We start from the raw sequence: 26,780 nt of genomic DNA, 5'->3' as shown, positions 1-26,780 counted from the left end.
GCCCCTTGGGGCTTCCTGGCTTCTCTCAGGACATGAAGGCCGCCGGCGCTGGGCCCCTTCTCGTCATGGCTCGAAACAAAGGAATCGAAGACGCGACGACGAACAGGCCGAAAAGAGTGATGGGCAGCAGTCCGACCGGTTGCAGCAGTCGTGCCGGGTCATCCCGCAGCCACGGCCAGTTGCCGATCCAGTTCGCGGAGACGTCCAGCACCATCACACCGGCGGCCAGCCGGACACCTGCCGGCTGCACGAGTGTCACCAGCACGACGACCAGCGGATCGAGAACCACCAGGCTGACGAAGTACGCCTGGATGGAAACCTGCGGGAACGACGCGTAGGCATGGATTCCACCCCTGACCACATCGCTGAAATGCACGCAGGCCCCTTCGAAGAAGCCAATTACGTACACGACGAGCACCCATCTCGCCCACCGCGGCTGGCTCCTCCAACGCTCCCGCAATCCACCCCTCATGACGCCAAACTATGCTGGGCGACACGCGTCGATCAAAGAAGCGGCCGCTCCATCCGGTGATGTGGTCTGCTTCATGGCGACCTTGCGGTGATGCGAGGCACCGGTCGCGGGCGTTGCCGGCTTGGCCTCCGCGGACGGCCACGGTCGCGTTCCCCGGCAGACGGATCGAGGGCTGCTCGGACCCGGCGTTCATGCAGCGGCAGGCTGGATGGGCATCGCCTCCGAGCGTCCCCGGCCTGCGTCTTCCGTCGGCTCCTCGGTTCCCCGGCTCCAAGTACTCGGCCGCCGACAGCTGAGATGCCGAGACCAGTGGCTTCAGCCCCACCCGCGGCGCCATGCCGGCCAGACGTAACCAGACGTAACTGGAACGAATAATTCACGATGCCGTGAATTCAGGGATCCGTGTACTGTCGGAGGGTGCTGACACTCGCCGCTGACATCGACGTGCTGGCGCGGTTCGGCCGCGCCCTCGCCGATCCCATCCGCTGCCGCATCCTGCTCGCCCTGCGCACGGCACCGGCCTACCCGGCCGACCTCGCCGATGCCCTGGAGATCTCCCGCACCCGGCTCTCGAACCACCTGGCCTGCCTGCGCGACTGCGGTCTGGTCGTCACCACGCCCGATGGCCGGCGTACCCGTTACGAGCTCGCCGACGAACGCCTCGGCCACGCGCTGGACGACCTGCTGGCGGCCGTGATCGCGGTCGAAGCGGACAAGACCTGCCCGGACGCGGACGAGAAGGGGTGCTGCTGAATGGCCGCGATATCCCTCGGCCCCGGCCCGGTCCACCGACGTGACGTGCTGACCCGGCGCATACGTCTGCTGGTCGCCGCCACGATCACCTACAACGTCATCGAGGCGGTCGTGGCGGTCACCGCCGGCACTCTCGCCTCCTCCACGGCACTGATCGGTTTCGGGCTCGACTCCGTCATCGAGGTCTCTTCCGCCGCGGCCGTCGCCTGGCAGTTCTCCGCCACCGACCACGCCGTCCGCGAAGCCCGCGAGCAGCGCGCCCTGCGGATCATCGCCGTCTCCTTCTTCGCCCTCGCCCTGTACGTCGCCGTCGACTCCGTCCGTGCGCTGACCGGCACCGGCGAAGCCGGCCACTCGGTCCCCGGCATCGTGCTCGCCGGCCTGTCGCTGGTGATCATGCCGTTCCTCTCGGCTGCGCAGCGCAAGGCCGGCCGCGAGCTGGGCTCCGCCTCCGCGGTCGCCGACTCCAAGCAGACCCTGCTGTGCACGTATCTCTCCGCCGTGCTCCTGGCCGGTCTGCTGGCCAACTGGCTGCTCGGCTGGTCCTGGGCCGATCCGGTCGCCGCGCTCGTCATCGCCGCGATCGCCGTCAAGGAAGGCCGCGACGTCTGGCAGGGCAAGGGCTGCTGCGCGCCGGCCAAGAGTCCTGCGGGGCCGACTGCCGTCATGGTCGCCGCCCCCTGCGGCTGCCGACCGGGCTGCGACTGCGGCAGCTGAACCCCCCTCCGGACGCGTCATGACACGCCCCAGGACGCAACGTACGAAAGGACGCGACATGCGCCCAAGGACGCCATGAAGCTCGACCTGCTGATCGTTCCCGGCTGTCCGAACGCCGGGATCGCAGCCGACCGACTCCGCCATGCGCTCGACGAGCTCGGCCTGCACGACGTGGTGTTTCGGACGCACTCCGTCACCGACCACACCAGCGCCGAGGCCGCGCGATGCACCGGCTCGCCGACGATCCTGATCAACGGCCAGGACGCCTTCGAGGAACCCGGCCGGGCACCGGGCCTGTCCTGCCGCCTCTACCGGACCCCCGACGGCTTGGCGGGCGCGCCCACAGCGGATCAGCTCCGCCAGGCCCTGACCAGCGCCCTCTAGGCCGACCGGCCAGACCCGGCAAGGAAGGGGAGCAAGCAGGCATGACCGACGATGCCAGGGAACCGGCCGTCGGCGCCAGGGAACTGGCCAAGGCGCAGCGACAGCGCTGGCAGAAGACCTACGCCGCCCATCCCAGCATGTACGGCGAGGAACCTTCCTCTCCAGCTGTTCACGCCGCGCTGCTCTTCCGCGCCGCCGGAGCGGAAGACGTACTGGAACTGGGTGCGGGGCACGGCCGGGACGCCCTGCACTTCGCCCGCGAGGGCTTCACCGCCCAGGCCACCGATTTCAGCCCTGCCGGTCTGAAGCAGCTCCGGCAGGCCGCCCAGGCCCAAGGCGTCACCGCGCGGCTGAGCACCGCTGTCCACGACGTACACGAGCCGCTTCCCCTGCCGGACGCCTCCGTCGACGCGGCCTTCGCGCACATGCTGCTCTGCATGGCCCTGTCGACCAAGGACATCCATGCGCTGGCCGCCGAGGTCCGCCGCGTACTGCGGCCCGGCGGGAGGGGAGCGGTGCCCTGGGGACTGTCTGCGGGCGGGCAAGGACGGGGTGGGAACGGGCTGCGCGGGGTGCGTCGGAAGCGGGGATAAGGGGGAGTTTCACCGCCACCGACTGGCCGGAGTTCGGCGTGTTCTCCCTCGATCCCGTGCATGCGGGAGGCGGTGCCGGCACGTGGCAGCTCGAATGAGGGCAGCTGAGGGAACGGGGGCCGGGGCGGTGCCGTACGACGTCCCAAGGTGCCCTCGGACGAAGCGGGCAGACGCGAAGAGTGCCCGGAAGCCCTCGATGCTGCCCGATCCGTCAACCGTGAGTACACGGCTCGGCTCAAGGGTCCGGCTGGATCTTCGAATGAGAGATCAGTGTGTACATGACTTCGGCGGGCCGCTGGAGCTTCGTCGAGGCCCGGAGAACACGTCGCGGCCCGGAAAATCACGGTGTGGCGTTCACTCCACCCCGACTCCATTCCCGGAGTCGCCCGCGAGGCCGGCCGCGCCTCGTGATGTGGTGGGCGGCGACGGATAGACGTCGACGATCATGGAGTTGTAGAGGCGTGCGCTCTTGGTGGTGAGGCGGAGGAGGGCGCGGCTGGGTCCTGCGGGCAGGGCGGAGATCAGGCGGGTGCCCTGGGCCAGTGCCTGCACGCCGAGGCGTGAGGTGGGGATCAGGGTCTTCGCCGCGCTGAGCGCTGCCGCGCGGCTGCCGCGCACGTGGGCCGCCATCGTGCGCTCGTAGGCAGGGAAGGCGCGCTCATGGTCACCGCCCGCCCGCGCCAGCTCCCCGGCGAGGACGTACGCTCCGACGACGGCCAGGCTGGTGCTGCCGCCGACGGCCGGGCCAGGGCAGTAGCCCGCGTCGCCGACGAGCGTCACTCTCCCCCGCGACCAGGTGTCCATGCGGAGCTGGGTGATCGAGTCGAAGTAGAACGCCGGGGTGCGGTCGAGCTCGTCCAGCCAGCGGTCCACGTCAGGGTGCATGCCGTCGAACGCGCCGCGCAGCAGCTCCTTCTGCCGGGGCGCGTCGTGGTGGTGGCAGACCAGCTCGCGCTCGCTCCGGAACAGGAACAACGCCCGTGCGTCGCCGAGGTGCCGCGCGCCGTACATGCCGGCAGTGCGGCCGGCGCCGACGTGGATGAGAAGCTCGCCGTCGAGAGCGGAGACGTTCGGCAGGGACAGCACCCCGAGGTAGGCCCCGATGAAGGCGCTGAAGCGGGACTCGTCGCCGAAGACGAGGCGGCGCACGTTGGAGTGCAGCCCGTCCGCGCCGACGACGAGGTCGAAGCGGCGCGGCGCGGCGTTCTCGAACCGCACCTCGCCGTCGGGCGAGATCGCGGTGATCGAGTCGCCGAAAATGAACTCGGCGGCGTCGCGCGCCGCGTCGTAGTAGAGCTCGCTCAGGTCGTCGCGCATGATCTCGATGTGCCGATCGGAGGTGGCACTGAAGATCTTGGAGAGGTCCACCCGGACGGGACGCCGGGCGCCCTCTCTGTAGACAGTCATCCGGTTGGTGCCGGTGGCCCGCTCCTCGACGCGCGGGAGCACGCCCATTCTCTCCGAGATGTCCATCGCGGGCCGGAACAGGTCGACCGCGTGGCCGCCGGTCTTGCGCGGAGTCGGCGCGCGCTCAACGACCGTGACAAGGAAGCCGTGTTTGGTGAGCCAGTACGCCAGCACCGGACCGGCGACACTGGCGCCGGAGACGAGAATCCGCATGCCGTCCTTCCTTGTCATTCAGTCCACCCGTACGGCGTGGATCGTGGTGAAGGCCAGCAGGAGGGCGGCGGTCCGCGGGGGATCTTCGAGTATGGGGGAGTGCCCGAGACCGGGCAGCAACTCGACTTTCGCGCCCGGAACGGCGCGGTAATCGGCGGCGGATGAGGAGCTCCACCTGCGGTCGTCCTCACCGAAGACCACCAGTAGCGGTTTGCCGAGGGCCGTCAGCCGGTCCGGAAGCGCCTGCTGCTCCAGGTAGTCGCGGGCGGCCTGCATCGTTGCGGTGAGCGTGTGGTGGGTCATACAGCGCACCTCGTCCAGGAGCTCCGGTGGGACCCGGTAGCCCGCGCGGCTGAAAGCGGTGCTCGCGAACCGGCGGATCTGCTCGTCGGTCGGCGGCCACTGCGAGAGTCCGACTGCGGCGGGTTGCGGCGCGATGAAGGCGTCCAGGCGGGGTCCGGTGTTGATGAGCGCGAGCGCGGTCACCAGGTCGGGTCGCTGTTCGGCGAGGGCGACGGCGGCCACGCCGCCGCTGGAATGACCGACGACCACGGCGTGTTCGACGCCGAGCCGGTCCAGTGCCACGCCGACCCGGCATGCCTGGTCCGGGAGTGCGTAGCTGCGGTCGGCCGGCTTGGCCGACCGGCCGTGCCCGAGCAGGTCGATCCGGATGACGCGGTGAGATGTGGTCAGCAGGGGAGTCAGCGGATCCCACGAGCGGGTCGAGGATGCGGATCCGTGGATGAGCAGGAGTGCGGGGGCGTCGTGGGAGCCGTCCTGGCACACGTGGATGTCGCCGTCGTCCAGCGGCAGGGTTGAACTCTCGGTGGCCTCGGCGCTGCCGTTCACGTGCGGTCCGCCGTCAGAAACAGTCATGAGCCCACTGTCGCGGCCGGTGCCCAGCACGGATTGGACGAATGTTCCCCTGCGCCGGCTCACGTAGCATGGGGCGGTGCGGACTTTCGTGCACGGTGCGGCTGTGTGGGACGTCGCGTGCCCGCAGCGTCCCAGCAGCTTGGCCGGAGTCACCATGGCCGGGTTCCGTGTCCGTGACCTGGCCCCGCTGCGGATGGTCCCGCACCCGGCCGTGACGCTGCTCGTGGAGTTCGGCGCCGGCTCGCCCGTCCTTGACTGTGCCGCCGGACGGCAGCAGAGGGGAAGCGTCGTTGCCGGGCCCGGGTTCGGGTCCGGAGGCGAAGTCCGGGCGCGGGGAGAGAACGTCGAGTGCGTGCAGGTGCGCCTGTCCCCGGTGATCGCACGCGCGGTGCTGGGTGTCTCCCCCGCCGACTTCGGCGGCGCCGTCGTGTCCCTGGGCGACCTGTGGGGTCGGGAGGCGTCCCGGTTCCGCGAGCAACTGGGCGACGTCTCGGCGTGGCAGGATCGCTTCGCGTTGACGGACGTGCTGCTCGCCCGTCGGCATGTGGCGGGGCCGCCGGTAGACCCGGAGGTGGTCTGGGCTTGGCACCGTATCGTCGGCAGCCGTGGCCTGGCCCGGGTCGACGGACTTGCGGCCGATGTCGGATGGAGCCGTAAACGCCTGTGGTCCCGGTTCCGGTCACAGCTCGGCCTGCCGCCCAAGCGCGCCGTGAAGCTGGTCCGTTTCGACCATGCCGCCCACCGCCTGGTCGCGGGTGAAGGCGCGGCCCAAGTCGCTGCCGACGCCGGCTACGCCGACCAGTCCCACCTGCATCGAGACGTCATGGCGTTCACCGGGGCAACCCCCGGGGCCGTGGCCGACGAGGCGTTTCTCGCCGTTGACGACATCGCCTGGCCCAGCCGCGGAACACCCGCCAAGCCTCACCTCTCTAGGGATCTCCCGCTCGGTCGCCGGCCGGAGGTGAGACGACTACCTCTGTGAACGTCGCCGCGGTCACCTGCGCTGGACGGGTTCGGCGGCGCTCAGCCGTCAAGGGCGCCTACCGGCCCGGCTGCTGCTGGCTGCGCGCGTCACTGCTCGGTTGGTGTGCCCTTGGCTTGGGCAGCGGAAGTTTGGAACAACGGCACCCCGGGAGCGTTCTCTCGCGACTGACCTGACGGCCTGGCCACTTGCACCACATGTGTTGCTTTCGCTCCGGTGCGTGCAACTACCTTCTGAGCTGCGAAGACAGCGACGATTCAGGTCAGTCGCGCGCAGGACCCCCACAGAATGCCAGATGCCCTCGATCTGGTCCCGCAGGTGCAGCAGGTAGCGGCCGTGGCCGTCGTGGAGCAACACGCAGGCGCTGACGGGCTCCGATCGCCCGTCGAGTCCCTGGGACTCGGCCTGAAGGAGCTTGGTGCGCAGGGCCGGCGGCCTGACGTCTGCGAACGCGCGCCACTGGGCAGCGCAGACCTCGTCGTCCTGCAAGGCCATGCGCGGTGGCTGCTCGGCGCTGAAGTAGAAGGCGAAGCGGAAGTCGAAGCGCTGGTGGCCGGGCTCGCCCGTGGCCGGGTCGGCCTCAACGTGGTCGATACCGATGTCGATCGGATCACCCAGGAGCTGCGGGGTCAGGCACAGGTCACCGGGGCGCACCCCGGCTTCCTCGCACACCTCCCGCAGGGCCGCGGCCAGAAGGCTCGGACCCTTCCCGGCGTCACCGCCCGGCGCGAGCAGCTTCCCCGATGCCTTGTGCCCGATGTGCAGCACCCGCCGGTCGCGGTCGATGACGACCGCACTGCACGTGATGCGGCCGGGCAATATGGCACGGTGACGCGGACCGTCGGTGCCGTCAGCGACGGACAGCAGACTGGCCAGAGCGTCTCGCTCATCGTGATGCCGGGCCAGATACGCCTCCACGGTCGCACGGATGTGAGAGCGGGTGGGCGGCACGTGATCACCTCGGGTGAGGTGCTCGAAGGGGGACGTGGCTGACGAGGCGTCCGTCTCGGCTGCGCGGCGCGAAGCGGCACTGGGGCAGCTCATGAGCGCCGTCCGTGCTGGTGGCCATCCGCCTCTGCGGTGACCTGGTAGGACAGCAGTTCCTGGAAGAGTCCTCCGTCTTGTTGGGCGAGTTCCTGGTAGGTGCCCTCCTGCACGATCCTGCCCTCGTCGAGGACCACGATCCGGTCGGCCACGGCCACGTTGGTGATCCGGTGGGTCACCAGCAGTACCACCCGGTCCCGCGCCAGGTCCCGCAGCCGCTGGAAGATGCGGTATTCGGCACGTGGGTCCAGGTTCGCGGTCGGCTCGTCGAGCACCAGCAGCCCGGCCTCGCGGAAGAACGCCCGTGCGAGAGCGACGCGCTGCCACTGGCCGCCGCTCAGCTCCTCCCCGTTGAGCCACTCCCGGGCGAGGAGAGTGTCCAGGCCGGCGCCGAGCTGGTCGACGACCTCGTCGGCACCGGCGGCCTGGCATGCCTCCCACACCGCGGCGTCGCCCTGGGCAGTGGGCTGTCCCTGGGTGACGTTCTCGCGCACGGTCAGCGGCCAGTGCGCGTAGTTCTGCGGGACCAGGGCCACCTGCTGCCAGAGGCTGTGCGGATGGGCCTCGCCGGTCGGCGCACCGTCCCAGAGCACCTGCCCGTCGGTGGGCAGGTACAGGCCGCAGGCCAGCTTCGACAACGTCGATTTCCCCGAGCCGTTGAAGCCGACCAGGGCGATGACCTCACCCCGGCGCAAGGTCAGCGACACCTCGGACAGCGCGTCGCGGTTCTTGCCCGTGTAGCGGTGGGAGACCGCTTTGATCTCGATGGTCTTCGGCGGCTCGGGACGGTGCGGGCCGCGGCGCATACGGAACCCGCCCGCCTTGTCGAGGAAGTTGCTCCAGTCGTCCATGTACAAACCGGTGCGTACGGCGCGCGCGCCGATGGCCACCAGCCCGCGGACCGACTGGCCCACCGTCTGCAGGGCGAAAACCGCCGTGCCCCCGTGCCCGACGCTGATACGACCGGCGGCCAGCAGCATGACGACCGCCGCCCACACCACGGCCGACAGCAGGCCGCCGCACAGCGCGCCGACCAGGGACATCCGCGCGCCCTGGTCGGCGGCGGCCCGGTCCTCGCGGTTGATCCGGGCGACCGTCTGGCGGTAGCGGCCGGACAAGAAGGCGGCCATGGTGCCGGCGCGGATCTGGTCGGCCGCCTCACGGGTGAAGATGTGCCAGCGCAGCACCGACAGCATGCGCTGGTCGCCGTTGCTGCGGGCGTTCGCCAGGTAGCGCACCCGGGCGGCGCTGAACTGGGCCAGGGCCTGCGGCAGGCTGGCCACCACCAGAAGCGGAAGCAGGATCCAGTGCACGCCGGCCAGCACGATCGCCCCGGCGAGGAAGGAGGCCGAGGAGGCGATCAGGCCCTGGCCCTCGTCGATCAGGTCACCGGTGACCTGCGCCCCGCGGTCGGCGGCCTCGCGGTCGCGGTTGAAGTCGGGTTCGTCGTAGGCGCACAGTTCCACCTCGGCGCAGCCGGTGAGCAGCATCTGTTCGGCTTCGCGCGACATCAGCGGGCCGAGCCGGGCGGACAGCCAGCCGACGGTGATGCTCAGCAGGGCGCGTACGCCGGCGGCGCCGGCCAGCAAGGCCACCGACGGCCACGCGTGCAGAAGCCGGTCGTAGACCTCTCCGCTGGCCAGCAGAGCGCTCAGCGTTCCGCTGATGGCGACCAGGCCCAGGGCCTGCATCACGCCGGCGGCGGCCTGGCACAGCAGCAGCCCGACGGTCGCCCTACGGTCGACCCGCCAGGCCAGAGCCAGCGACCGCCGTACCAGCTGCGGCAGGCGCCGGGCCATGTCGCGCATCCGGATCGAGCGGCCGGCTGCCTCCCGGCGGCCGGTCAGATCCACGTAGCGCATCTGCGGCTCGGCACCCGGCTGCGTCGAGTCTTCCTGCTGGGCTTCCGGCCGGTCTTGCTGGGCCTGCGCGTCGGACAGCGCAGTTGACGGCCGCGGGGCGGTGCGCGGCTCGGGGACATGATCAGCTGATGCATCGGTGGGCTCGCTCACGCCACCCACCTCGTATCCGGGCACCCGCATACACGGACCCGTGCCACGGGCGGGTCGTCCTCCGGCACGACCATGGTCGAAACGCCGACCCGCTGTGTGCAGATAGCCGTCGGCCACACCGCGGCGCGGCCGCGACTCGTGGAATGAACTGTGGTGCATGAGGTGCGGGGTGTCACCTTGCGGCCAGGCGGAGCGGGTCCGCTCGCGGCCGTGGTGGATGGGCCGCGCCTGCCGACCTTTCGCGCTACGGCTCGTTCCCCTGCTCTCCAGAGCGGCGGCCACGGCAGCAGGGGGAGGCCATTACGGAAGCGTCCGCGACTGCCGGCACCATCTTGGTGCGCGACCGCGGGGCGGCTTCAGACCGGTCGCCATCCGTCTCCGTTTGGTTCGTCCGGTGTCTGCGCAGGGCCTGTGGCCGCAGCTCGGGCTCCTTCACGTGCTCCCTCTGGTGGGAGGGGCAAAAGCAGTGCATGGGATGGGTGGTGGTGAGGATCCAAGGGGCGGACCAGGCCGAACAGCAATCGGCCCGAAGCCAGGCCGGCGCCTCGGTGCAGGGTGTCCAGGCCGACCACAACGATCGCCTGCCGATGCCGTTGGACGTGGCGGGTGCCGAAGCGGGCTCCGTGGTAGCGCAGCAGCACGGTGGTCGTACCCAGGATGTGCAACCAAGTCCCGAGATCGGGGACGGGGTCTTGCGGTGCGGCCAAGAACAAGAAGAAGCCCTGCATCATTCCCTACTACCGTGACACCGTGCCGCCGTGCGTGACACAGCACGACAAGTACGAGGTCATCTTCACCAAGCCCGATCCGGAACTCGTCAAGCTCGTCGGCAAGGCCGCCTGGGAGGTCTCGGGCGGCGCCGACATCGAGAGGTGCATCAAGGAACCCAGCTGGGGCGGCTGCGCCATGGCTGCCGCAGGTGTGATTCCCCTGGGTAAGGTCAAGCTGCTCGGCAAGGCCGCTGAAGGCGTCGAAGACGTCGCCAAGGGGACTCGGTTCGGCAAGGTGGTGCCCCCTGTGTGAAGAAACCCAAGCACAGCTTCCCTGCCGGTACCCGGGTCCTGGCGGGTGACGGGACCGACCGGCCGATCGAGGACATCCAGGTCGGCGACACGGTCCTGGCCACCGACCCCGAAAGCGGTGTCACCGGCGCACGCCGTGTCGACGCCACGATCTACACTCCCGACGACCGCGAGTTCACCGGCCTCACTCTCGACAGGAACAGCGGCGGCTCCCTCACGACGACGGACAGCCATCACCGTCGACGGTCTGCACACGTACTACGTCCTCGTCGGTACCGCCCCGGTGCTGGTGCACAACGAGGAAATGTACGGAATCAACAATTTCGCCAACGACGCCTACCTCTACCACGCCCCGCACGTCGGCCGTGCCCCGCGCCGGGCCCCGCCTGCGGGCCACCGCGGCTCACCGACCACCCGCGTCTCCCGATAGCCCACCCTGCCCGGCCGGCCCGTTGCCTCAGGCCGGGCCCGGAGCGGGTACCAGGCAATCGGGGCGACGATAACGCCGAGCGCCAGGGGGATCGGGACAGTGAAGCGGGCGGAGCGGATGGTGGGCTTGAGGTGGTCTCCTGCGGCAGGTCTCGTCGGCAGACTGCGTAACGCGGTGCAAGGGCTACCACGGCGGCCGGCCGTCCATCAGCCCCCTGAGGCCAGGGGCCCGTCGCTGACCTGGTGTCTTCAACCGAACGGCGTACGTCGGCATAGCCCTGAAGAAGGCGCTGCTGGAGGAAAAGAAACGCCAGTGGCGGCGCCGCGTCGTCGGTGCGGCCACGTCTTGTGGCAGCTCCCCAAATCGGGCCCCGACGGCGGCAATGACACCACGGACCCGGCCCACGCCCCGGCTCCGGGACTGCGCGAGCAGGCCCGCTACCCGCGACGATCCGGTAGCGGAGCATCGCCGGCCAGGCCGAACCGTGGCCGCACGAACCTTCGAGGAGGCCATGTCAGAACTGGGCCCCTCGCGAAAGCCACGCGACTGCGCGACGCCGCATAGTCGGCCCGCCGGGAGGCGAACACCGCCTCGGGACGCTGCGGACATCACCGGCCATGACCGCGACCGCTGCCCAGCAGGCTCTGCGTCGCATAGGGGGCACACGAATGAACTGTCCGGGCCGCGCTGCGCGCCCTTGGCGTCGCTCCGCTGCCGGGCGGGGACAACGAAGACCTGGCGCAGCGCGCCGCCGACCTGCTGGGAGGTGTTGATCACGGCCGAGGCGACGCCGGAGTCGTGGGGCACGCCGCCGTGGGTGGAAACTGCGGGACCAAGGGCGCTGGCCGTCGTATTCTCACCGATTAGCGGGCCACGTTGGCTTTCGGTGGAGCCTTGCGTGCGCTAAAACCGGCGCATGAATGATCCTTTGCTGGTGGCCGAGACGCACTTGTTCTGTCGGAAGCCGAAGGAGAACCTTTTGGCGCAGTCCCGTGCGCTGGCCAGTCGTGCTATCGAGGCGTGGGACTGGCGAGCTGGTGACAGACCGATGCTTCCGGCCTCAATTGCCTCCGAGGCCGAGGCACGCGGATTCCGTGGTTCCGTCCGATGAGCGCCGGCGCAGTGAGCATCGTGAAGCGGACGATATCGGCGAACGCGGGCGGCGTCGGTCGGGTGTCCTACGGGTTTTCGTAGGGTGGCGAGCCACTTCCGGATCGTTGCGCTACCGCATGGAGCCCCTCTATGAGGTGTGGCCACCCTTCGGGCGGAAAGTGGTGTCCCATTCCGGGGATGGTCCGTAGTTGTGCGCCAGGTATAGCGCGCGCCGTTGCCCGGGCGCACGCCAGAGGTAGGAGGGGATCACGGGTTCCGTGCAGAACTTGGGCCGGGAGGTCCAGGTTCCGAAGAGCCTGGGTGCGGTCGGCTGCGGATAGGACGGCTGCCATCTGACGGTGGGTGCCGTCGGGGTCGACGCCTCGGGCGTGGCTGCGGCGAAGCAAAGTCTGCGTACCGCGCTCATCGAAGGGGCGGTCGGGGGAGGACAGCTTTCGCAGCATGGCCGTGCTGGTGCTGATGTAGCCGTCGAGGTCGGAGGGGCAGCGGTGCAGGAGGTAGGGCAGGAGCGAGGGTTTGGTGCAGCGGCTGATCCTGGGGCGTCCGGGTGTCGACATCATCGATGTCAGGGACAGTGCGCGGCTGGGGTGTCTGAGGGCCAGCACTTGGGCGATCATGCCGCCCATGGAGGCGCCCACGATGTGAGCTGCTGGCAGGCGGAGGTGGTCGAGAAGGCCGAGTGCGTCTTCGGCCATGTCGGCGAGGGTGTAGGCCGGCCGGGTGAGGCGCAGTGCGGTGCGCAGGAGGTGGGGCGGGCTGGGCAGATGCTGGGAGCGGCCGCTGTCGCGGTTGTCGAAGCGGACGACGTAGAAGCCTTCTTCTGCCAGTTGATGGCACAGGGCGTCGTCCCACCAGATGAGCTGGCCGTACATGCCGAAGATCAGGAGAAGGGGGCGGTTGCTCGGGACCCCTATGGTCTCGTAGCAGATGCTTATGCCGTTGGCGTGGGCGAACTGTTCAGTCACGGAGGCGGGCTCCTTCCGGGCCCTGGTGTGCGGTGAGACGAAAGCGGGCCCGTACCGATACCGGACGGGCCCGCCGTGGCCGGTCAGGTGTGATCGCCAGATGTCGGCTGTGCCGGGGCGTGGAGCTCGCCTATCTCGTGGAGGCCGTCGTGGATGTACTGGGCGAACAGGTCAGGGTCCGCGATGACGTCAGGGTCGATGTTCACCGTGACGTGGCAGTGGTCGCGATAGGACAACAGGGTGACGGCTACGGCGAAGCCCATGACCGGCGCGATGGCGTAAATCTCCCGGGCACGGGTCCCGCCTATGGACAGAGGCGCGCGGGGGCCGGGCATGTTGCTGATGCCGAAGTCGTGGGAGGCACACAGACGCAGGAAGCCGGCCTCGAACCAGCGCAAGGGGATGAGAGGGCTGATGCGGGCGACGGCGCCCATCCAGTCGGCGGCGTCGCGGTGGTAGGCCACTTGGACGGCGCTGCGGACTTCACGAATGCGTCGGCGTGGATCGGGCTGGTCGGCGCGCAGGGGGAAGCGGACGATGAACCAGTGGTTGCCCATGGGGGAGAAGGGGACGCGTGCGGTGAGCGGGGGCTCGGCGTAGGGGGAAAAGACGCGCAGACGCTCGCGTTGGGTCCCTCGGGACCGATGGTATCGGTGGCAGCCTTGGGCGACCGCGGCGACGAGTGCGTCGTGCACGGTCCCGCCGCAGGCGACAGCGGCGCTCTTGAACGGGTCGGTGGGGACCTTGGTGGTGTAGTAACGCCGGGCGAAGCGCGTCTTCACCGGTGGTATGGGGTAGGGCCGGTCGCGGATGTCGTTCAGGGCCTGGGTGATGAACTGGACGGCTTTGCCCAGGCGCCGTACCGCATCCTTGGCGCGGAGGCGGTGGTGTGCCGCGGGGGCGGGTGATTCGGCTGTGGGCGACGGTGTGCTGGGGGCGGTTGGCCCGTCAGTGGCGGCTTGGCGCAGGAACATCTCGCGCAGTCGGACACCGTCGGCGATGCTGTGGGAAATCTTGAGAAGGTAGGCGGAACAGCCATCGTCCAACCCGTCGATCAGGTAGCCGTTCCAGGGGGAGCGGCTCTGGCAGAAGGGTACTTCGGCCAGTGTCGCGGCCGTTTCCAGAACGTCTCGGCGGGTGCCTTTGCCGCTGACGGTGACATGCTGCAGGTGTTGTTCGAGGCGGAAGTCGGGGTCCGCTGCCCAGTGGGGGCGGCGGAGAGGTGAGGACAATTCCTGGACGCGCGCACGCATGCGGGGCATACCTGCGCACAGCTGCTGGTGCCAGGCGACGAACTGCTCCCATGGCAGCTTGTCTTCCAGGAACATGATGGTCACGATGACGGGCCGGGCGCGGGTTCCGCCCTCCACGCGCCAGGTCAGGTGGTCTTTGCAGTTCATGAGGTCCGCGCCGGGTGCTGCTGTCGGTGTTGGGCCCGGTGTGAATGTGGCCATGAGGACTCCTCGGTGTCTCGGCTGCGGTGTCAGTGCGAGCGAGGGCACCATGCGGGCGGCGATCGCCGTGGTCAGGCCAACGGCGTACGGCGCATGGCTTCCTGCTCTTGCCGGGTGCGGTTTCGGGTCAGTGCGGCGGCCGCCGCGGTTACCAGGCTGGTGGTCAGCACCCCGCGCAGAAGGGTGCGTGGCTGCCACCGCGCATCGGTCAGGCCGGCGCGGGACTGGATGGTGAATTGCCGCCCGGCCATGTCGTCCAGGAGCGCTTCCACCTGGCTGGGCACCTTGGCCGCAGCGGTGAGGCCGTCGATGGCCGACTGGGCAACCTGTTCGGCGCTGAATATTTCGCCCAGCAGGTCTTTGACGATGTCGGGCAGGGCATCGCGCAGTGCGTCGGAGAGTTTGAGGTCGGGACAGATGCAGCGTACGGATCCTTCGATGTTCGCCACGGATTTGCCGACGACGGAGGCCAGCGGAGTGATCCTGATGCCGCGGCTGGTGGAGAAGCGCAGGACTGCGGTGAGGGCGACGCCGAAGTTCAGTTCGTCCAGGGAGGCGTCGGCCCAGTGCGGCACGGCGTTGGATACGTCTGCGATGAAGCCGCTGATGTTGCTCCACGGGGTCGCGTAACCGAGATTGATCCATTGCCGGGCCATGCCCGCCCCGTCGTTGCGCACGAGGGACAGGAAGGCCCCCAGGAAGGCGGTACCAGCGTTGCGGTCGATGCGTCCGACCATGCCCCAGTCGATGAGGTGGGCCGTGCCGGTGTCGCTGATCAGGATGTTGCCTGGGTGAGGGTCGGCGTGGAAGGTACGCTCGACGAAATAGGACCGCAGCATGAAGGCGATCAAGTCGCCTGCCAGGGCGGTGCGCTGTTCGTTGGTCAGCGTGTCGGGCTTCACCTTGTTGATGGGGACGCCGTCAGCCAGGGTCTGCACCAGGACGCGGGGGGTGGCGTCGATGACCATGGGCACCGACAGCCTCGTGAACCGCGCGACATGAATGCGAGCCGCGTTCATGTTCTTGGCTTCGCGGGTGAAGTCCAGCTCGGGTTCCATGACGGTGAACAGAGCTTCCAGCAGCGCGTCAGGGGCGACGACTTCTTTGAAGCGGGGAGCGGCCAGGCCCAGCAGACGGGCGGCTCTGCGCAGGACCTTCATGTCGTCGCGCACGGCCGTCCGGGCTCCGGGGCGCTGGACCTTGATGACGCACGGTGTGCCGTCGGCGGTAACGGCCTCGTAGACCTGGGCCAGCGAGGCCGAACCGAGAGGTTCACCGGTGTGAACGGCCTGGAACCGGTCGCGCCAGCCCGGCCCGAGTTCCTCTTCCAGGACCGGCTCGAAGGCGGTGAATGGCTCGACGGTGGCCTCGTCGTTGAGCTGAGCGAGTTCTTGGCGTACATGGTGCGGTACGAAGTCGGGGCGGGTGGCGAGAATCTGGCCGACCTTTACATACAGCGGGCCCAGTTCTTCCAAGGTGGCGCGGACGGTACGGGCCCGTTGCCGATGCTTGTCATGTACCGCAGACGGGGGGTCGCCAGAGGGTGTCCGAACGGCATGGAGAGCCTGCGCGCAGAGGGTCCGGCCGACAATGCCCGCCGTACGGCGCGCGCGTCCCCGTGGCATACGGCCCTCCTTCGCTCTCGATGTGGTGCGGTTACTCGCCGTCCCGCCGGTTGCCCGAGGTGGTGGAGGCTTTGCCGGTCTCGGCCGCCGCAAGGCGCTGTGCCAGGTGGCGGACTTCTGCGGTGAGGGCAGCGAGGGCTTGCTGCTGCTGTTTGTCCGTCTTGTTGTTCGCCGTGCGGCGTCGGCCTCCGGTGACGGCGTCGAGCGCCGCCTTGCCGGCGTCCTTGCCGTAGTCGAGTACCTGGTCGAGCACCATGCCCGCAGTGATCCTCTTCTTGGCCATATCGGTCTCCTTGCCGGTCAAACCTGTCGGGGGTCTCAAGAGCGAACATCAGGCACTGACCGCCTGGTGCATCTCGGGTGCGGCGCCACTGTCAGGATCCGTCCGGAGCGGGGCAGGGCCGGCCGCCACGGTCATACTCTGGCTGATGCGGTCAGCGGGAGGGGGATGGTGTGCGTGTCGCGGTGGTGTCAGGGGCGGTGAAGCCACTGCCGGGCACAGACATGCCGCCGTCGACGGCGAGGGCCTGGCCGGTGATGAACCCGGCTGCCGGGGAGGTCAGGAACAGCACGGCCTGGGCGATGTCTTGCACGGTGGCCCACCGGCCCAACGGGGTGCGGCTGCGCAGCCAGCGGGACAGTTCCTCGTCGCCTTCGAGGGTTTCGAATGCGCCGGTGTCCACGATTCCGGGGCACAGGGCGTTGACGCGGATGTTCTGCGGGCCCCAGGCCACGGCGAGACTGCGGACGAGGGAGACCTGCGCGGCCTTGGTCATGGCGTATGCCTCGCCGGCGGGCGCGCCCATCAGGCCCACGGCGGAGGACATCAGTAAGACGGATGGGTTCGTTGACTTGGCCAGATAGGGGTGGGCGTTGCGGCACAGGTGCAGAGCCGCGGTGAAGTTGACGGCGATGGCCGCGGACCAGTCCTCGCCTTCACTGGTGAGCAAGGGGGCCAGCCGGAACTGTCCGGCGTTGTCGGCCGTATAGGCTCCGGCGATGTGGATCAGGGCGTCGAGCCCCTCGAGGCCGGTGGCTGCGGCTTCGACGAGCCGCCGGGGCGCGTCGGGGTCACTGAGATCGTCGGGAAGCAGGTGTGCGGAGCGGCCTTCGGCTCCGACCAGTGCGGCGACGTCCTGCAGTTTTTCTGTCCGACGGCCGTTGAGGGCAAGGTCGGCTCCGGCCTGGGCGAGGATCTGGGCCGTGGCACGGCCGATGCCGCAGGAAGCGCCGGTCAGCAGGATCTTGGCACCGTCCAGTGGCGGGAGCGGGGAAGAAGTCGATGGCATGTCTCTCCTAAGTCCGGGGCCGGGCGGCGCCCGCCGGGCCGCCCGGCGCGGTGGGGGTTACTCGGCGATGAAGGTGTGATGTGTCCAGCGGAAGACCTGTACGGCGGTGCCGTCGCTGTCCTGGAGGGTGCCGCTGAAGGTGTAGTGCTCGTAGCGGTTGAGGTGGGGGATCTTGAGGTCGGCGCCGCTGTCGGTCTGCGTCACGGACCGGCGTCCGGCCAGGTGGTCCGGGCCCCCTTCCAGCAGGGCTTCGGTGGTGTGGGACATGGCGGTCATCCCTTCTGCGGCAGGGCAAGACGGTCGAGCAGATCGTCGGCCAGGGCGGTCAGGGTGGGTTTGGTCCACAGGGTGGTGCGTGGGATGTCGCAGCGCAGGGTGCGCTGGAGCCGGTTGCGCAGCTCGATGGTCAGCAGGGAGTCCAGGCCCAGGGCGACCAGGGAGGCCCCGGGGTCGACGCGCTCGGCGTCGCGGCCCAGCACGTCGGCGAGTTCACCGACGATGTGGTCGCGTAGGCGGTCGAGGCGCTGGTGCGCCTGTGCGCGAGTGAGGTCGTCCAGCAGGTTGCCGGGGGTCTCGGTGTCGCTCGGGGATGCCAGCAGCCGCTGGAAGAAGGCGGACGATGCCGTGGCGGGGTAGGCCGCCAGCCAGTCGTGCGGGTGCAAGGCGATGTATGCGGTGCGGTGGCGGTCGTGGCGCAGGAGGTGCTCCAGAGCCGCGATGCCCTCGTCGGGGTTGATCATGTCGAAACCGCGGTCCCGGGTCTGCGCGCCACGCCCGACCTCGGCCCAGGGCCCCCAGTTGATCGCGGTGGCGGGCAGGCCGTGGGCGCGGCGCCAGGAGGCGAATTCGTCCAGCCAGGCGTTGGCTGCGCCGTAGGCGCCCTGGCCGGGCGAGCCGACGGTGGAGGTGAAGGAGGAAAACAACACCCACCAGTCCAGCTCGCGATCGCAGGTGGCTTCGTGCAGCCGCCACGCGCCGAGGGCCTTGGGGCGCCAGACCCGCTGCAGGAGCGGTGCGTCGATGCCCGCCACGGTGGCGTCCTTGAGGTCCATGGCGGCGTGCACAGCCCCGCGCAGCGGCAGCCCGTCGGCCTCGGCGGCCACCACCAGTTTCTCGGCTGTGCCGGCGGCGGCGATGTCACCGCACACCACCTCGATGCGGGTGCCGGCTGCGCGCAGCTCGTCCAGGACGTCAACGGCCTTGGCGGAGGGCGCCGAGCGGCCGTTGACGACGATGGTGCCCGCCCCCCGTTCGGCGAGCCAGCGGCACACCAGCATGCCCAGGCCGCCCAGCCCGCCGGTGATCAGGTAGCTGCCGTCCGTGCGGACGATCGGTACGTCCTTCGGTGGTACGACGGTGACGGCCGGGCCGGTGCCGGGCCAGGCCAGCGCCAGGGCCCCGGTGTGCCGGCCGTGCGGGGCGGCGCGCAGCGCCGCAGCAGCATCGGTGATCGGATAGACGGTGCATGGCCAGGCCGGCAGGTCGCCGCCCAGGGCGTGGCCGACCTCGGCCAGTACGGCGGCGACGGTCTCGGGGGCGCCCGTCAGCAGATGGTCAGGGGCGAAAGAGCTGACGGTGATGCCCTTGCCGAAGGCCGACCACGCAAACCGCTTCGCGTCCGTGTCGGCGGGAGTGGTGACTGCCACGTATCGTCCTGCGGGGACGAGCGTGTCCAGGCAGGCCCGTAGCGTCGGAGCTGCGGTGGCCGAGGGGGTGAAGACGACGTCGAAGCCGGCCGCCCCGGTGGCCTGCCGTGCCACGTCGGAGAAGCCGTGTGGGCCCGGATCGGGCAGGCAGGTGACGCCGATTCCGCGCAGGTAGCGGCGTTGGGCGTCGGTGGCGGAGGTGGCCCAGACGCGGGCGTTGCGGGCGCGGGCTATGTGTATGGCGGCCAGGCCGGCGCCGTGCCCGGCGTCGTGGATCAGGACGTGTTCGTGGGCGGCGAGGCGGGCCAGGTGCCGCAGGGCATACCAGGCGGTCAGGTAGGGCACTGGCAGGCAGGCGGCCTCGGCGGGCCGGGTGCCGTCGGGCACGGGCATGACCCAGTCGGCGCGAGTGACGGCATAGTTGCTCAGCTCCCCGGGTGGCAGCACGGCCATCACCGGCTGTCCCACACCGACTGTGTCCACGCCGGGCCCCAGGGCGCTGACCGTGCCCGCACACTCCACGGCGCCCGGGCCCGGGCGCCCGTCCGCGGAAGCAGGTACGGCAGTCCCCGTGGCCTGTATGTGAATCTGCACCTGGCCGGGGCCCGGGGTGCAGCGGGCACCATGCACCAGTTCGGTGGAGCCGGTGTCGTGAGCCCGCTGGCGGTGCACCGCCAGAGCATCGGTTTCGAAACGGCAGGTGGTGTGTCGTCGCTCGTGGGGTTCCAGGGGAGCGTGCGCGAGGCGGGCGATATAGCGGGTGGTGCCGCGCCAGGCGACTTCGTCGGCGCGCTCCTCGGGCCTGGCCAGCACTTCGGCCGCCAGACGCATCACGGGAGTGTCGTCGTCCGCGTCGATGAGGGTGGGCAGCAACTCCGGATGCTCGTAGGTCAGTACCCGCATCAGGCCGCGCACTCCGGCCTGGTCCAGCCGCGGGCAGTCGTCGGGCTGGGCCCACTGGGCGGCACGGGTTATCACCGTCAGGCGGGGCCGGGCGCCTTCTTCCTGCTCCATGAGTGCGTGCAGGCTCTGCACCAGGCGCAGCACGTGCTGCTGGGCGTGCTCGGCCCCCAGCGCGTCCGGCACTGGCTGCGGGGACGGCAGCCACAAGACAATGCCGTCGAGGCCGCCACCGGCGTCCCGCAGGAACGCGCTCAGAAGCCGGTCCCAAGAGCGCGTGGAGGGGGGAGCCGCCAACTGGTGCACGGTGGCGCCGCAGGTTTCGAGGGCCCTCGCCAAGGAGACAGCCTGCAGGTCGCCCTCACGGACGCCGGCCAGCAGCCAGCTGCCGCCGGTGCCGACGGCAGCGGCCAGTGGGGCCGGCTCCCACTGCTGTTGCAACAGCGGTGCGTTGAAACGTTCCTCCGCCGGGGCTGCGGCGCCGTGTGCGAACCGTACGTCACGGGCTTCGGCGATCAGGAGCCCATCGTCGTCCAGAAGCTGGAAGCATCCGGTGGCCGACCGCGGCTGGACGTCATCGAGCCGGACGCGGCACCAGCGGGCCCCCGTGGTGTCGCCGTAGGTGCGCAGCGTGCCGATGCCGCGGGGGAAGGTGTGCCCGTCGTCCACGGCTTCGGCGTGATGCCACAGCGCGAGCATCGCCTGCAGGCAGGCGTCCAGCAGCACCGGATGCCATTGGTAGCCGGACGCGCCCGGCCGGGCCGGATCGGGAATCGTCACTTCTGCCAGGCCACTGCGCCTGCCCTGTTCCTCAAGGTAGAGGGCCGTCAGGCTGTGGCAGCCCGGTCCGTATTCCAGAGCATGGAAGGTGCGCCAGCGGTCCCTGAGAGCGGTGAGATCCACTGAGTGCGGGTGTTGTGCACGCACAGCAGCCAGGTCGGTTGTCTTTTCGGGCGCCGGGCCGCAGGGACCGAGCTGGGCTGTGCTGTGGAGCTGCCAGGACTCGTGGGCCGGGCGTGAGCGCATCTGCCAGCCGGCCCGGTGGTCATCGACCGGTTCACACGTCACTGCGACCGGCATCTCGTGCTCGTCGACTTCCAGCATGAGCTGGAAGTCGAGGTCGTGGACCTCGGCCCGATGTGCCGGGTCGGGGAACAGAGCGCGGGCTGCGGCGAGGGCCATCTCGCCGTAGCAAGCAGCGGGCAGCACCGCCAGCCCCTCAAGCCGGTGGTCGGCCAGCCAGGGCAGTCGGCCGATGCTGATGGCCCCCTGCCACAGATGGCGCCCTTCGTCTTCCGGGTCCGTCACATGCTCACCCAGCAGCGGGTGGGGCCGCTCGGGGGTGCCTTGCGTCAGTGTCGATGGCTCGACCCGGTGGGGCCGACGCTCCCAGGTGGTGGGTGGGGCCTCGGCGAGCTGACCGGCATCGAGCCAGCGCTGCCAGGCGACGGGGTAGCCGGCGCAGTGCGCGGCTGCAAGCCGGGTGGCGAAGGTCAGGCGCTCATCCTCGTCCCGGCTCAGGGCCGGTACGGTCCGTGCGTGCGTGATGCCCGCACCGGCCAGCGTCGCCTCCGTCGCCCGGGTCAGCAACGGGTGCGCGTTGACCTCCAGGAACAGACCGTGGCCGTCGTCGGCGGCCGCGGCGACCGTTGAGGAGAACAGCACCGGTCGGCGCTGGTTGGCACACCAGTAGGCGGCATCGAAGGCGGCCTCGGCCCGCGGGTCCTCAAGCACGGTGCTGTAAAAGCGCAGCTTCGGCCTGCGGGGGGACAGCTCTTTCAGGTCAGCGCACAGGTCGTCGAGGATCGGGTCCATCTGTGCCGAGTGCGAGGCCACGTCGACCCGGACCCGCGCCACACCGACACCGCGCTCCTCCCAAACCTCCAGCAGCTGTTCGACTTGTTCCGCGTCGCCGGACACCACGGTGTTGTGCGGCGCGGCCACCACGGCCACCGAGACTGCGTCCGCCCCGGCTCGCTGCACATCGCGTTCCACCTCGGCCGCGCCGAGCTGGACCGACGCCATGGCACCGTGCCCGGCGGTGCGCCGCAGCAGACGGGCACGGCGGCAGATCACACGGACGCCGTCGGCCAAGCTCAAACCTCCGGCGACCACCGCGGCGGCCACCTCGCCCATGGAATGCCCGATCACCGCGGCCGGCTGCACACCGTGGGCCTGCCACATCGCGGTCAGCGCGATCTGGTACGCGAAGATCACCGGCTGAACCCGGTCCACCCCGCTGACCACCCCTGGTGCGGCCAGGACTTCCCGCAGGGAGAATCCGCCTTCCGCCCGCAGCAACGGCTCCAGTTCCTCCACCGCCGCCGTGAAGTGTTCATCGGTGTCCAGGAGGCGTTGCCCCATACCGGCCCACTGGGAGCCGTGGCCCGAATAGACGAACACCGCCCCGGCGCCCAGGGCCCCCACGTTTCCCTCGGCGATGCCCGGCGCCGGTTCCCCGGCCGCGTGGGTCCGCAGCCGCTGCACCAACGTGCGACGATCACCCGCTACCACGCCAAGGCGCTGTTTGGCGTGCGAGCGGCGCACCGCCAGCGTGTGGGCGACGTCGCGCAGCGGCACCCGTGCCCCTTCGTCCTCCAGCCAGTCGGCCAGCCGGCCGGCCGCGGCCCGCAGCGCCGGGCCGGAGCCACCGCTGAGCAGGAACGTGCGCCGCACCGAGGCTGCGCCCTGGTGCCCGTTCTCCCGTGCCGGCCCGCCGGCCCGTGCGGAAGCGGGGGCCGGAGCCTGCTCGACGATGACATGCGCATTGGTGCCACCTACTCCATAGGAGGTCACCGCCGCGAGCCGGGGGCCGTCCTCGACCGGCCAGGGCCGGCACCCGGTGGGCACGAACAGCCGGGATCCGTCGGCATCGATCTGCGGGTTCCACCGGCGAAAGTGGAGCGTGGCCGGGACGCGGCCGTGCCGCAGGCTCACGATGGTCTTCAGCAGCCCGGCGATGCCCGAAGCGGGCTCGGTGTGCCCGATGTTGGACTTCAACGACCCGAGTGCACACCGACCCCGGCCCCCGCCGTACACCGCGTTCAAAGCCGCGAACTCGATGGGGTCACCGACCGCGGTACCGGCACCGTGCGCCTCGACCATGCCGACCTGGGCCGGCTCCACCCCGGCCCGAGCCAACGCGATCTCTCCGGCCTCCTGCTGTGCCTGTTGGGAGGGAGCTGTCAGCCGGACCGAACGTCCGTCCTGGTTGACCGCCGAGCCGCGTAAGACCGCCAGTACCCGGTCTCCGTCGCGTATCGCGTCCTTCAGACGCTTGAGCAGCACCACACCGCAGCCCTCGGAGCGCACATAGCCGTCCGCGGCCGCATCGAAGGAATGGCAGTGACCGGTGGGCGAGAACATGTCCCACCGGGCCTCGGAGATCATTGCCTCCGGGCTGAGGACCACCGACACCCCGGCGGCCAGCGCCGCATCGCACTCACCGGTCCGCAGGCTCTGGCACGCCAGGTGCACGGCCACCAGCGAGGAGGAGCAGGCTGTGTCCGTCGCCAGGCTTGGCCCGTGCAAGTCCATGAGAAACGACAGCCGACCCGCTCCTACACCGTGCATCGCGCCGGTCATCCAGTACGGGCCGGTCTCCTGCGGTGTGCGGTGGGAGCGCACCAGGTGGTCCGGTACGTACATGCCGGTGAACACCCCGGTGGCCGTTCCCCGCAACGCATCCACCGGAATCCCGGCGTGTTCGCACGCTTCCCAGGCAACCTCCAGCAGCAGCCGGTGCTGCGGGTCCAGCCAGCGCGCCTCCGGCCCGCTGATTCCGAAGAAATCCGGGTCGAAGGCAGTGATGTCCTCAGCCAGGAAACCGCCGCGGCGCACCCGTTCCACGGTGTCCGGCGGCAGCTCTGCATGCAGTCGCCTGGTATCCCAGCGGCCTGGTGGCACCTCGGTCACGGCCTCCCTCTCGCTCTTCAGCAAGCGCCACAGCCCCTCCAGGGACACGACACCACCGGGCAGACGGCAACCTGCTCCCACCACCGCCACCGGTTCCTCCGGACCTGTCCCCTCATTGCGCCTGCACAACGCTGCACTCACTGGGCCTCCTAGTTCACCGTCGGCGCCTGCGCACACCCGCCGCTTCTGCTCACTCCACGCAGGAACGCTGCACGGCTCCAGCCGCCCACGTCGTTCGGTGGCCTTGCCGGACAGCGAGGCAAGCCCCGGCGCACGACGGCACGCGACCGCGCTCGTTCCGTCCCTCCGGGCCCGAGCTGTGCTGCACTGCCCCGGCGAATGCCTCCGCTCCGGCGGAACACCCGGGCAGGCACCTGTCAGCGGTGGGCATAGGCTTACGACTCACCAGCCCGCGTACGTTGTAACGCGCCTCCGTGTATCAAGCGGACAGTGCTTGTGAGCATGTGAACGCACTCTGGGGCAGGGAGGGGACATGCCAACCTATGGGCCCAATCGCCGCCTGACCGCCTTGCTGGCCGAAGCGGACTGGTCCGACGCCTCCTTGGCCAGGGCCGTCAACGCCCTGGCCACTGCCCAGGGACTGGGGCTGAACTACTCCCGGGCATCCGTCGCCCACTGGCGCCGCGGATCCCGCCCCCCTGCCCCCGTCCCGGCCCTGGCCGCTGAAGCCCTCAGCCGCCGCGTCGGCCGCCCGATCACCCCTTACGACACCGGCCTCACCCCGCTCAGCGCCACCCAGACTGCCGAGCTGCCACAGCAGGCCACATCCAGTACACCGGTACGACAACTGCTCGCCCTCGCCCGAAGCGACATCGATCCGCTACAGCGCACAGCGCTACAGCGTGCCGCCTACGCCCCGATCCGACCGGCAGGCACGCCACCCACCACATTCCCCGCCGCGCCAGCCCCACCGCACACCAGCCCCCTCGTCACCAACGAGACCGCTGCCCTGCAGAGCATCTTGCATACGTTCACCAACCTGGCACAGCAATACGGCGGCCGTTGTGCGCGCACCGCCTTGGCCGCCTACCTCGCCGAGGACATCTGCACCCTGCTGGAGCGCCGCGCCAATCATCCCGACCGGCACCGGATTTTCACCTACGCCGCCCAACTCACCCACCACCTTGCAGTGATGACCGACGACGCCGGTTACCACCACCTGGCACACCGCTACTTCACGACCGCCCTGAGCCTCGCCCACTACGCGGGATGCCGCAAAACCTACGCCATCACCCTGCGCACCATGAGCGCCCAGGCTCTCCGGCTCGGACATCTGCATCACGCCCACACTCTCGCCGAAAGCTCGACCCACATCGCGGGGCTCGCCGCCCACCCCGCACTGACCGCCTATATCCGCATCCAGCAAGCCCTCACAGCCGCCCACGACGGGCAGCCGTCATTGGCACGCAAACTGATGCACGCCGCAGAGAACAGCCACGAAGAGCTCTCGGAACCATCCGAACCTTTCGACGAGTACCCGCTCGCCGCTTTGCACTACCAACGAGCCGCCGTCTTCCAGGCACTGGAACAGCACACCGAAGCCCTCACGGCTCTCCAAGCCTCCGCACGACACCGAGACCCCTGCGACCGCCGTTCTCTCGCCCTCACCCATGCACACATCGCCGCCACCCAGCTACGCATCGCCGATATGGACGCCGCATGCCTGCACTGGCACACATTCCTCTCCCTCTACCGGCCTTTGCAATCAGGACGCGCCGACCAGCACCTGCTGCGTCTTCGCCAAAGCCTGCTGCCGCATCGCGCCTATCCGCCGGCCAAAGCCCTTCTGGACCGTACGCAGTCCCTGTCCCGTGAACGCCGCCCATAGACCACCCGCATCACCCTCCCGGTGCCCACCCATTCATACCTCGTCGCAAGGCCCTCCTCGCTTCCGCAGCCCAAGAGGGAAAGGCCGGTGTGCTGGACCTGAGGACTTTGGGAACTCATTCGTGCGTTGTTCTTCCGCCAAGGGCCGGCATCGGTCATCGACTGGGAGATGGATCTTCGTGGCGGTCCGCCGCGGGACCGGCCGATGGCGTGACCGGCTGGTCCGCCGGTCGGGGCCCCTTTTGCAGGCCCCGGCCGCGTGCTGCCCGCACGATCGTGAAGTCCACCGAGACAGCCCGGCTCAGGTCTTCATCGGCGTCGCCCTGAGCCATCAACGCGGTGAACACCCGCTCCCCCTGTCGTCCACGGCCCAAACCCGCAACCGGTTGCAGACACCTCGCCGGTTGCCGGACTTCTCCACGTCATCGAAACCGAGCAGGGCCCGATGTAAATGATGGCGGGAGTGAGTATCTCGGGTCTGGAGGTCACCCTGTCGGACATCGCCGTGTACGGGCAGGGCAACATGAGTCGTGGCTCCCTCGGCAGAGAAGGCACCGCACTCATGCTGAAGGAGATCCGGCGGAACCTTCTGCCGTCTCTGCGTAAGCAGGGATACGGTGGGGGCACGTTGCGGATCGCGGGCGTCCGGGTGTCCGGGCCGGTCGGTCACGGGCCCGACCTGAAGTTCAAGATTCCCGAGGAATGAGGAACCAGTATGATCAGCGAGCCCGAACGCGCTCCCGCGGAAGCCGAGGCGGCTGAGGCGCTGGCGGGTGGCGCGGAGATGGATTCCGTGCTGGGTCGGCTCCGGGACCAAGGGTTCTCGCCGATGGACTGCATCCGTGTGGTCATGAAGCTCACGGGCTCCTCGCTGCCCAACGCCACGCGGATCGTGCACTTCAGCAGTGCGTGGCCCGAACTCACGGAGCGCTGAGGGTCCGCCTCCGGTAGTTCCACCGTCGAAGCCCCGCCAGGGCGCCCCTGGCGGGGCTTTTCGTGGCGTCCGGCCGGTGCGGTGGGGTGCTCGCCGGCGGCGGGCAGCAAGTCGGCCGAGCTCGGCTCCCCTATATCCGTGAAGGTCAGCGGCGGCAGTCTCACCTCCGTCGAGGCCAAGGACGAC

At 69.7% G+C, this 26,780-nt stretch carries 21 protein-coding genes; 9 read left to right on the top strand and 12 right to left on the bottom strand.

Translation table 11 applies throughout. From position 1 onward, the window contains the following. Positions 1 to 25: 25 nt before the first annotated feature. The gene (locus ACH4FX_RS42300) at positions 26 to 418 is read right to left on the bottom strand and encodes a hypothetical protein (RefSeq protein ID WP_398487158.1); all 393 of its coding nucleotides are present in this window, start codon (positions 416 to 418) and stop codon (positions 26 to 28) included. Positions 419 to 889: 471 nt separating this feature from the next. On the opposite strand from ACH4FX_RS42300, the gene ACH4FX_RS42295 reads away from it, so the two are divergent. The 4 genes from ACH4FX_RS42295 to ACH4FX_RS42280 all read left to right on the top strand — a co-directional run bounded on the left by ACH4FX_RS42295 (position 890) and on the right by ACH4FX_RS42280 (position 2,919). After that, positions 890 to 1,225 carry an ArsR/SmtB family transcription factor gene (locus tag ACH4FX_RS42295; protein ID WP_398487156.1) on the top strand — a complete coding sequence of 112 codons (336 nt, stop codon included), beginning with the start codon at positions 890 to 892 and terminating at the stop codon, positions 1,223 to 1,225. Continuing rightward, a complete protein-coding gene (locus ACH4FX_RS42290; RefSeq protein WP_398487155.1) occupies positions 1,226 to 1,942 on the top strand; it encodes a cation transporter in 717 nt (238 codons plus the stop codon). A 75-nt stretch (positions 1,943 to 2,017) separates the two neighbouring features. Then, positions 2,018 to 2,326, top strand: a complete 309-nt coding sequence (locus ACH4FX_RS42285; RefSeq protein ID WP_398487153.1) for a hypothetical protein — start codon at positions 2,018 to 2,020, stop codon at positions 2,324 to 2,326. A gap of 41 nt (positions 2,327 to 2,367) precedes the next feature. Beyond that, a complete protein-coding gene (locus ACH4FX_RS42280; protein WP_398487152.1) occupies positions 2,368 to 2,919 on the top strand; it encodes a class I SAM-dependent methyltransferase in 552 nt (183 codons plus the stop codon). Between the two features lie 354 nt (positions 2,920 to 3,273). Here ACH4FX_RS42280 and ACH4FX_RS42275 read toward each other — a convergent pair whose 3' ends face one another. Both ACH4FX_RS42275 and ACH4FX_RS42270 read right to left on the bottom strand, forming a co-directional pair. Next, entirely contained in the window at positions 3,274 to 4,539 is a 1,266-nt protein-coding gene (locus ACH4FX_RS42275) for an FAD-dependent monooxygenase (protein WP_398487151.1), read from the bottom strand. Positions 4,540 to 4,557: 18 nt separating this feature from the next. Next, positions 4,558 to 5,415, bottom strand: coding sequence for an alpha/beta fold hydrolase (locus ACH4FX_RS42270; RefSeq protein WP_398487150.1), 858 nt, complete (start codon positions 5,413 to 5,415; stop codon positions 4,558 to 4,560). A 76-nt stretch (positions 5,416 to 5,491) separates the two neighbouring features. Here ACH4FX_RS42270 and ACH4FX_RS42265 point away from each other — a divergent pair, with 76 nt between their 5' ends. Beyond that, positions 5,492 to 6,397, top strand: a complete 906-nt coding sequence (locus ACH4FX_RS42265; protein WP_398487149.1) for a helix-turn-helix domain-containing protein — start codon at positions 5,492 to 5,494, stop codon at positions 6,395 to 6,397. Positions 6,398 to 6,445: 48 nt separating this feature from the next. Here ACH4FX_RS42265 and ACH4FX_RS42260 read toward each other — a convergent pair whose 3' ends face one another. Both ACH4FX_RS42260 and ACH4FX_RS42255 read right to left on the bottom strand, forming a co-directional pair. After that, positions 6,446 to 7,441, bottom strand: coding sequence for an NUDIX hydrolase (locus tag ACH4FX_RS42260; RefSeq protein ID WP_398487148.1), 996 nt, complete (start codon positions 7,439 to 7,441; stop codon positions 6,446 to 6,448). After that, positions 7,438 to 9,303 carry an ABC transporter ATP-binding protein gene (locus ACH4FX_RS42255; RefSeq protein WP_398487160.1) on the bottom strand — a complete coding sequence of 622 codons (1,866 nt, stop codon included), beginning with the start codon at positions 9,301 to 9,303 and terminating at the stop codon, positions 7,438 to 7,440. The genes ACH4FX_RS42260 and ACH4FX_RS42255 overlap by 4 nt, the downstream gene beginning before the upstream one ends. Before the next feature lie 912 nt (positions 9,304 to 10,215). Here ACH4FX_RS42255 and ACH4FX_RS42250 point away from each other — a divergent pair. Next, positions 10,216 to 10,476 (top strand): hypothetical protein, encoded by a 261-nt coding sequence (locus tag ACH4FX_RS42250; protein WP_398487147.1) that lies wholly within the window; start codon positions 10,216 to 10,218, stop codon positions 10,474 to 10,476. A 1,607-nt stretch (positions 10,477 to 12,083) separates the two neighbouring features. Here ACH4FX_RS42250 and ACH4FX_RS42245 read toward each other — a convergent pair. From ACH4FX_RS42245 to ACH4FX_RS42215, 7 genes are all read right to left on the bottom strand, one after another. Beyond that, a complete protein-coding gene (locus tag ACH4FX_RS42245) occupies positions 12,084 to 12,983 on the bottom strand; it encodes an alpha/beta fold hydrolase (protein ID WP_398487146.1) in 900 nt (299 codons plus the stop codon). A gap of 83 nt (positions 12,984 to 13,066) precedes the next feature. Further along, the gene (locus ACH4FX_RS42240; RefSeq protein ID WP_398487145.1) at positions 13,067 to 14,437 is read right to left on the bottom strand and encodes a wax ester/triacylglycerol synthase domain-containing protein; all 1,371 of its coding nucleotides are present in this window, start codon (positions 14,435 to 14,437) and stop codon (positions 13,067 to 13,069) included. Between the two features lie 71 nt (positions 14,438 to 14,508). After that, positions 14,509 to 15,912, bottom strand: coding sequence for an ABC1 kinase family protein (locus tag ACH4FX_RS42235; protein WP_398487144.1), 1,404 nt, complete (start codon positions 15,910 to 15,912; stop codon positions 14,509 to 14,511). A 181-nt stretch (positions 15,913 to 16,093) separates the two neighbouring features. Beyond that, complete coding sequence (locus ACH4FX_RS42230; protein ID WP_398487143.1) at positions 16,094 to 16,345, bottom strand: hypothetical protein; 252 nt, start codon at positions 16,343 to 16,345, stop codon at positions 16,094 to 16,096. Positions 16,346 to 16,496: 151 nt separating this feature from the next. Beyond that, the gene (locus ACH4FX_RS42225) at positions 16,497 to 17,351 is read right to left on the bottom strand and encodes an SDR family NAD(P)-dependent oxidoreductase (protein ID WP_398487142.1); all 855 of its coding nucleotides are present in this window, start codon (positions 17,349 to 17,351) and stop codon (positions 16,497 to 16,499) included. Between the two features lie 57 nt (positions 17,352 to 17,408). Continuing rightward, on the bottom strand, positions 17,409 to 17,618 hold the full coding sequence (locus ACH4FX_RS42220) for a DUF5988 family protein (protein WP_398487141.1): 210 nt from the start codon (positions 17,616 to 17,618) through the stop codon (positions 17,409 to 17,411). A gap of 5 nt (positions 17,619 to 17,623) precedes the next feature. Next, entirely contained in the window at positions 17,624 to 23,896 is a 6,273-nt protein-coding gene (locus ACH4FX_RS42215; protein ID WP_398487140.1) for an acyltransferase domain-containing protein, read from the bottom strand. 409 nt (positions 23,897 to 24,305) lie between these two features. On the opposite strand from ACH4FX_RS42215, the gene ACH4FX_RS42210 reads away from it, so the two are divergent. The 3 genes from ACH4FX_RS42210 (at position 24,306) to ACH4FX_RS42200 (ending at position 26,594) form a co-directional block, all read left to right on the top strand. Then, positions 24,306 to 25,661, top strand: a complete 1,356-nt coding sequence (locus ACH4FX_RS42210; protein WP_398487138.1) for a hypothetical protein — start codon at positions 24,306 to 24,308, stop codon at positions 25,659 to 25,661. Between the two features lie 462 nt (positions 25,662 to 26,123). Further along, on the top strand, positions 26,124 to 26,366 hold the full coding sequence (locus ACH4FX_RS42205) for a hypothetical protein (protein WP_398487136.1): 243 nt from the start codon (positions 26,124 to 26,126) through the stop codon (positions 26,364 to 26,366). Between the two features lie 9 nt (positions 26,367 to 26,375). Beyond that, positions 26,376 to 26,594: a hypothetical protein gene (locus ACH4FX_RS42200; protein WP_398487135.1), complete on the top strand. Its 219-nt coding sequence runs from the start codon at positions 26,376 to 26,378 to the stop codon at positions 26,592 to 26,594. Positions 26,595 to 26,780 lie beyond the last annotated feature (186 nt).

Source organism: Streptomyces sp. NPDC018019, from assembly GCF_044327805.1.
GTDB lineage: Bacteria > Actinomycetota > Actinomycetes > Streptomycetales > Streptomycetaceae > Streptomyces.
This window is presented reverse-complemented; position numbering and strand designations above follow the sequence as displayed.

What these genes read in the sequence shown, in the direction of transcription:
- ACH4FX_RS42290 (WP_398487155.1), top strand. Translation starts at nt 1,226, where the DNA reads ATGGCCGCGATATCCCTCGGCCCCGGCCCGGTCCACCGACGTGACGTG.
- ACH4FX_RS42285 (WP_398487153.1), top strand. Translation starts at nt 2,018, where the DNA reads ATGAAGCTCGACCTGCTGATCGTTCCCGGCTGTCCGAACGCCGGGATC.
- ACH4FX_RS42280 (WP_398487152.1), top strand. Translation starts at nt 2,368, where the DNA reads ATGACCGACGATGCCAGGGAACCGGCCGTCGGCGCCAGGGAACTGGCC.
- ACH4FX_RS42275 (WP_398487151.1), bottom strand. Translation starts at nt 4,539, where the DNA reads ATGCGGATTCTCGTCTCCGGCGCCAGTGTCGCCGGTCCGGTGCTGGCG.
- ACH4FX_RS42270 (WP_398487150.1), bottom strand. Translation starts at nt 5,415, where the DNA reads ATGACTGTTTCTGACGGCGGACCGCACGTGAACGGCAGCGCCGAGGCC.
- ACH4FX_RS42260 (WP_398487148.1), bottom strand. Translation starts at nt 7,441, where the DNA reads ATGAGCTGCCCCAGTGCCGCTTCGCGCCGCGCAGCCGAGACGGACGCC.
- ACH4FX_RS42255 (WP_398487160.1), bottom strand. Translation starts at nt 9,303, where the DNA reads ATGCGCTACGTGGATCTGACCGGCCGCCGGGAGGCAGCCGGCCGCTCG.
- ACH4FX_RS42240 (WP_398487145.1), bottom strand. Translation starts at nt 14,437, where the DNA reads ATGGCCACATTCACACCGGGCCCAACACCGACAGCAGCACCCGGCGCG.
- ACH4FX_RS42230 (WP_398487143.1), bottom strand. Translation starts at nt 16,345, where the DNA reads ATGGCCAAGAAGAGGATCACTGCGGGCATGGTGCTCGACCAGGTACTC.
- ACH4FX_RS42225 (WP_398487142.1), bottom strand. Translation starts at nt 17,351, where the DNA reads ATGCCATCGACTTCTTCCCCGCTCCCGCCACTGGACGGTGCCAAGATC.
- ACH4FX_RS42220 (WP_398487141.1), bottom strand. Translation starts at nt 17,618, where the DNA reads ATGTCCCACACCACCGAAGCCCTGCTGGAAGGGGGCCCGGACCACCTG.
- ACH4FX_RS42210 (WP_398487138.1), top strand. Translation starts at nt 24,306, where the DNA reads ATGCCAACCTATGGGCCCAATCGCCGCCTGACCGCCTTGCTGGCCGAA.
- ACH4FX_RS42200 (WP_398487135.1), top strand. Translation starts at nt 26,376, where the DNA reads ATGATCAGCGAGCCCGAACGCGCTCCCGCGGAAGCCGAGGCGGCTGAG.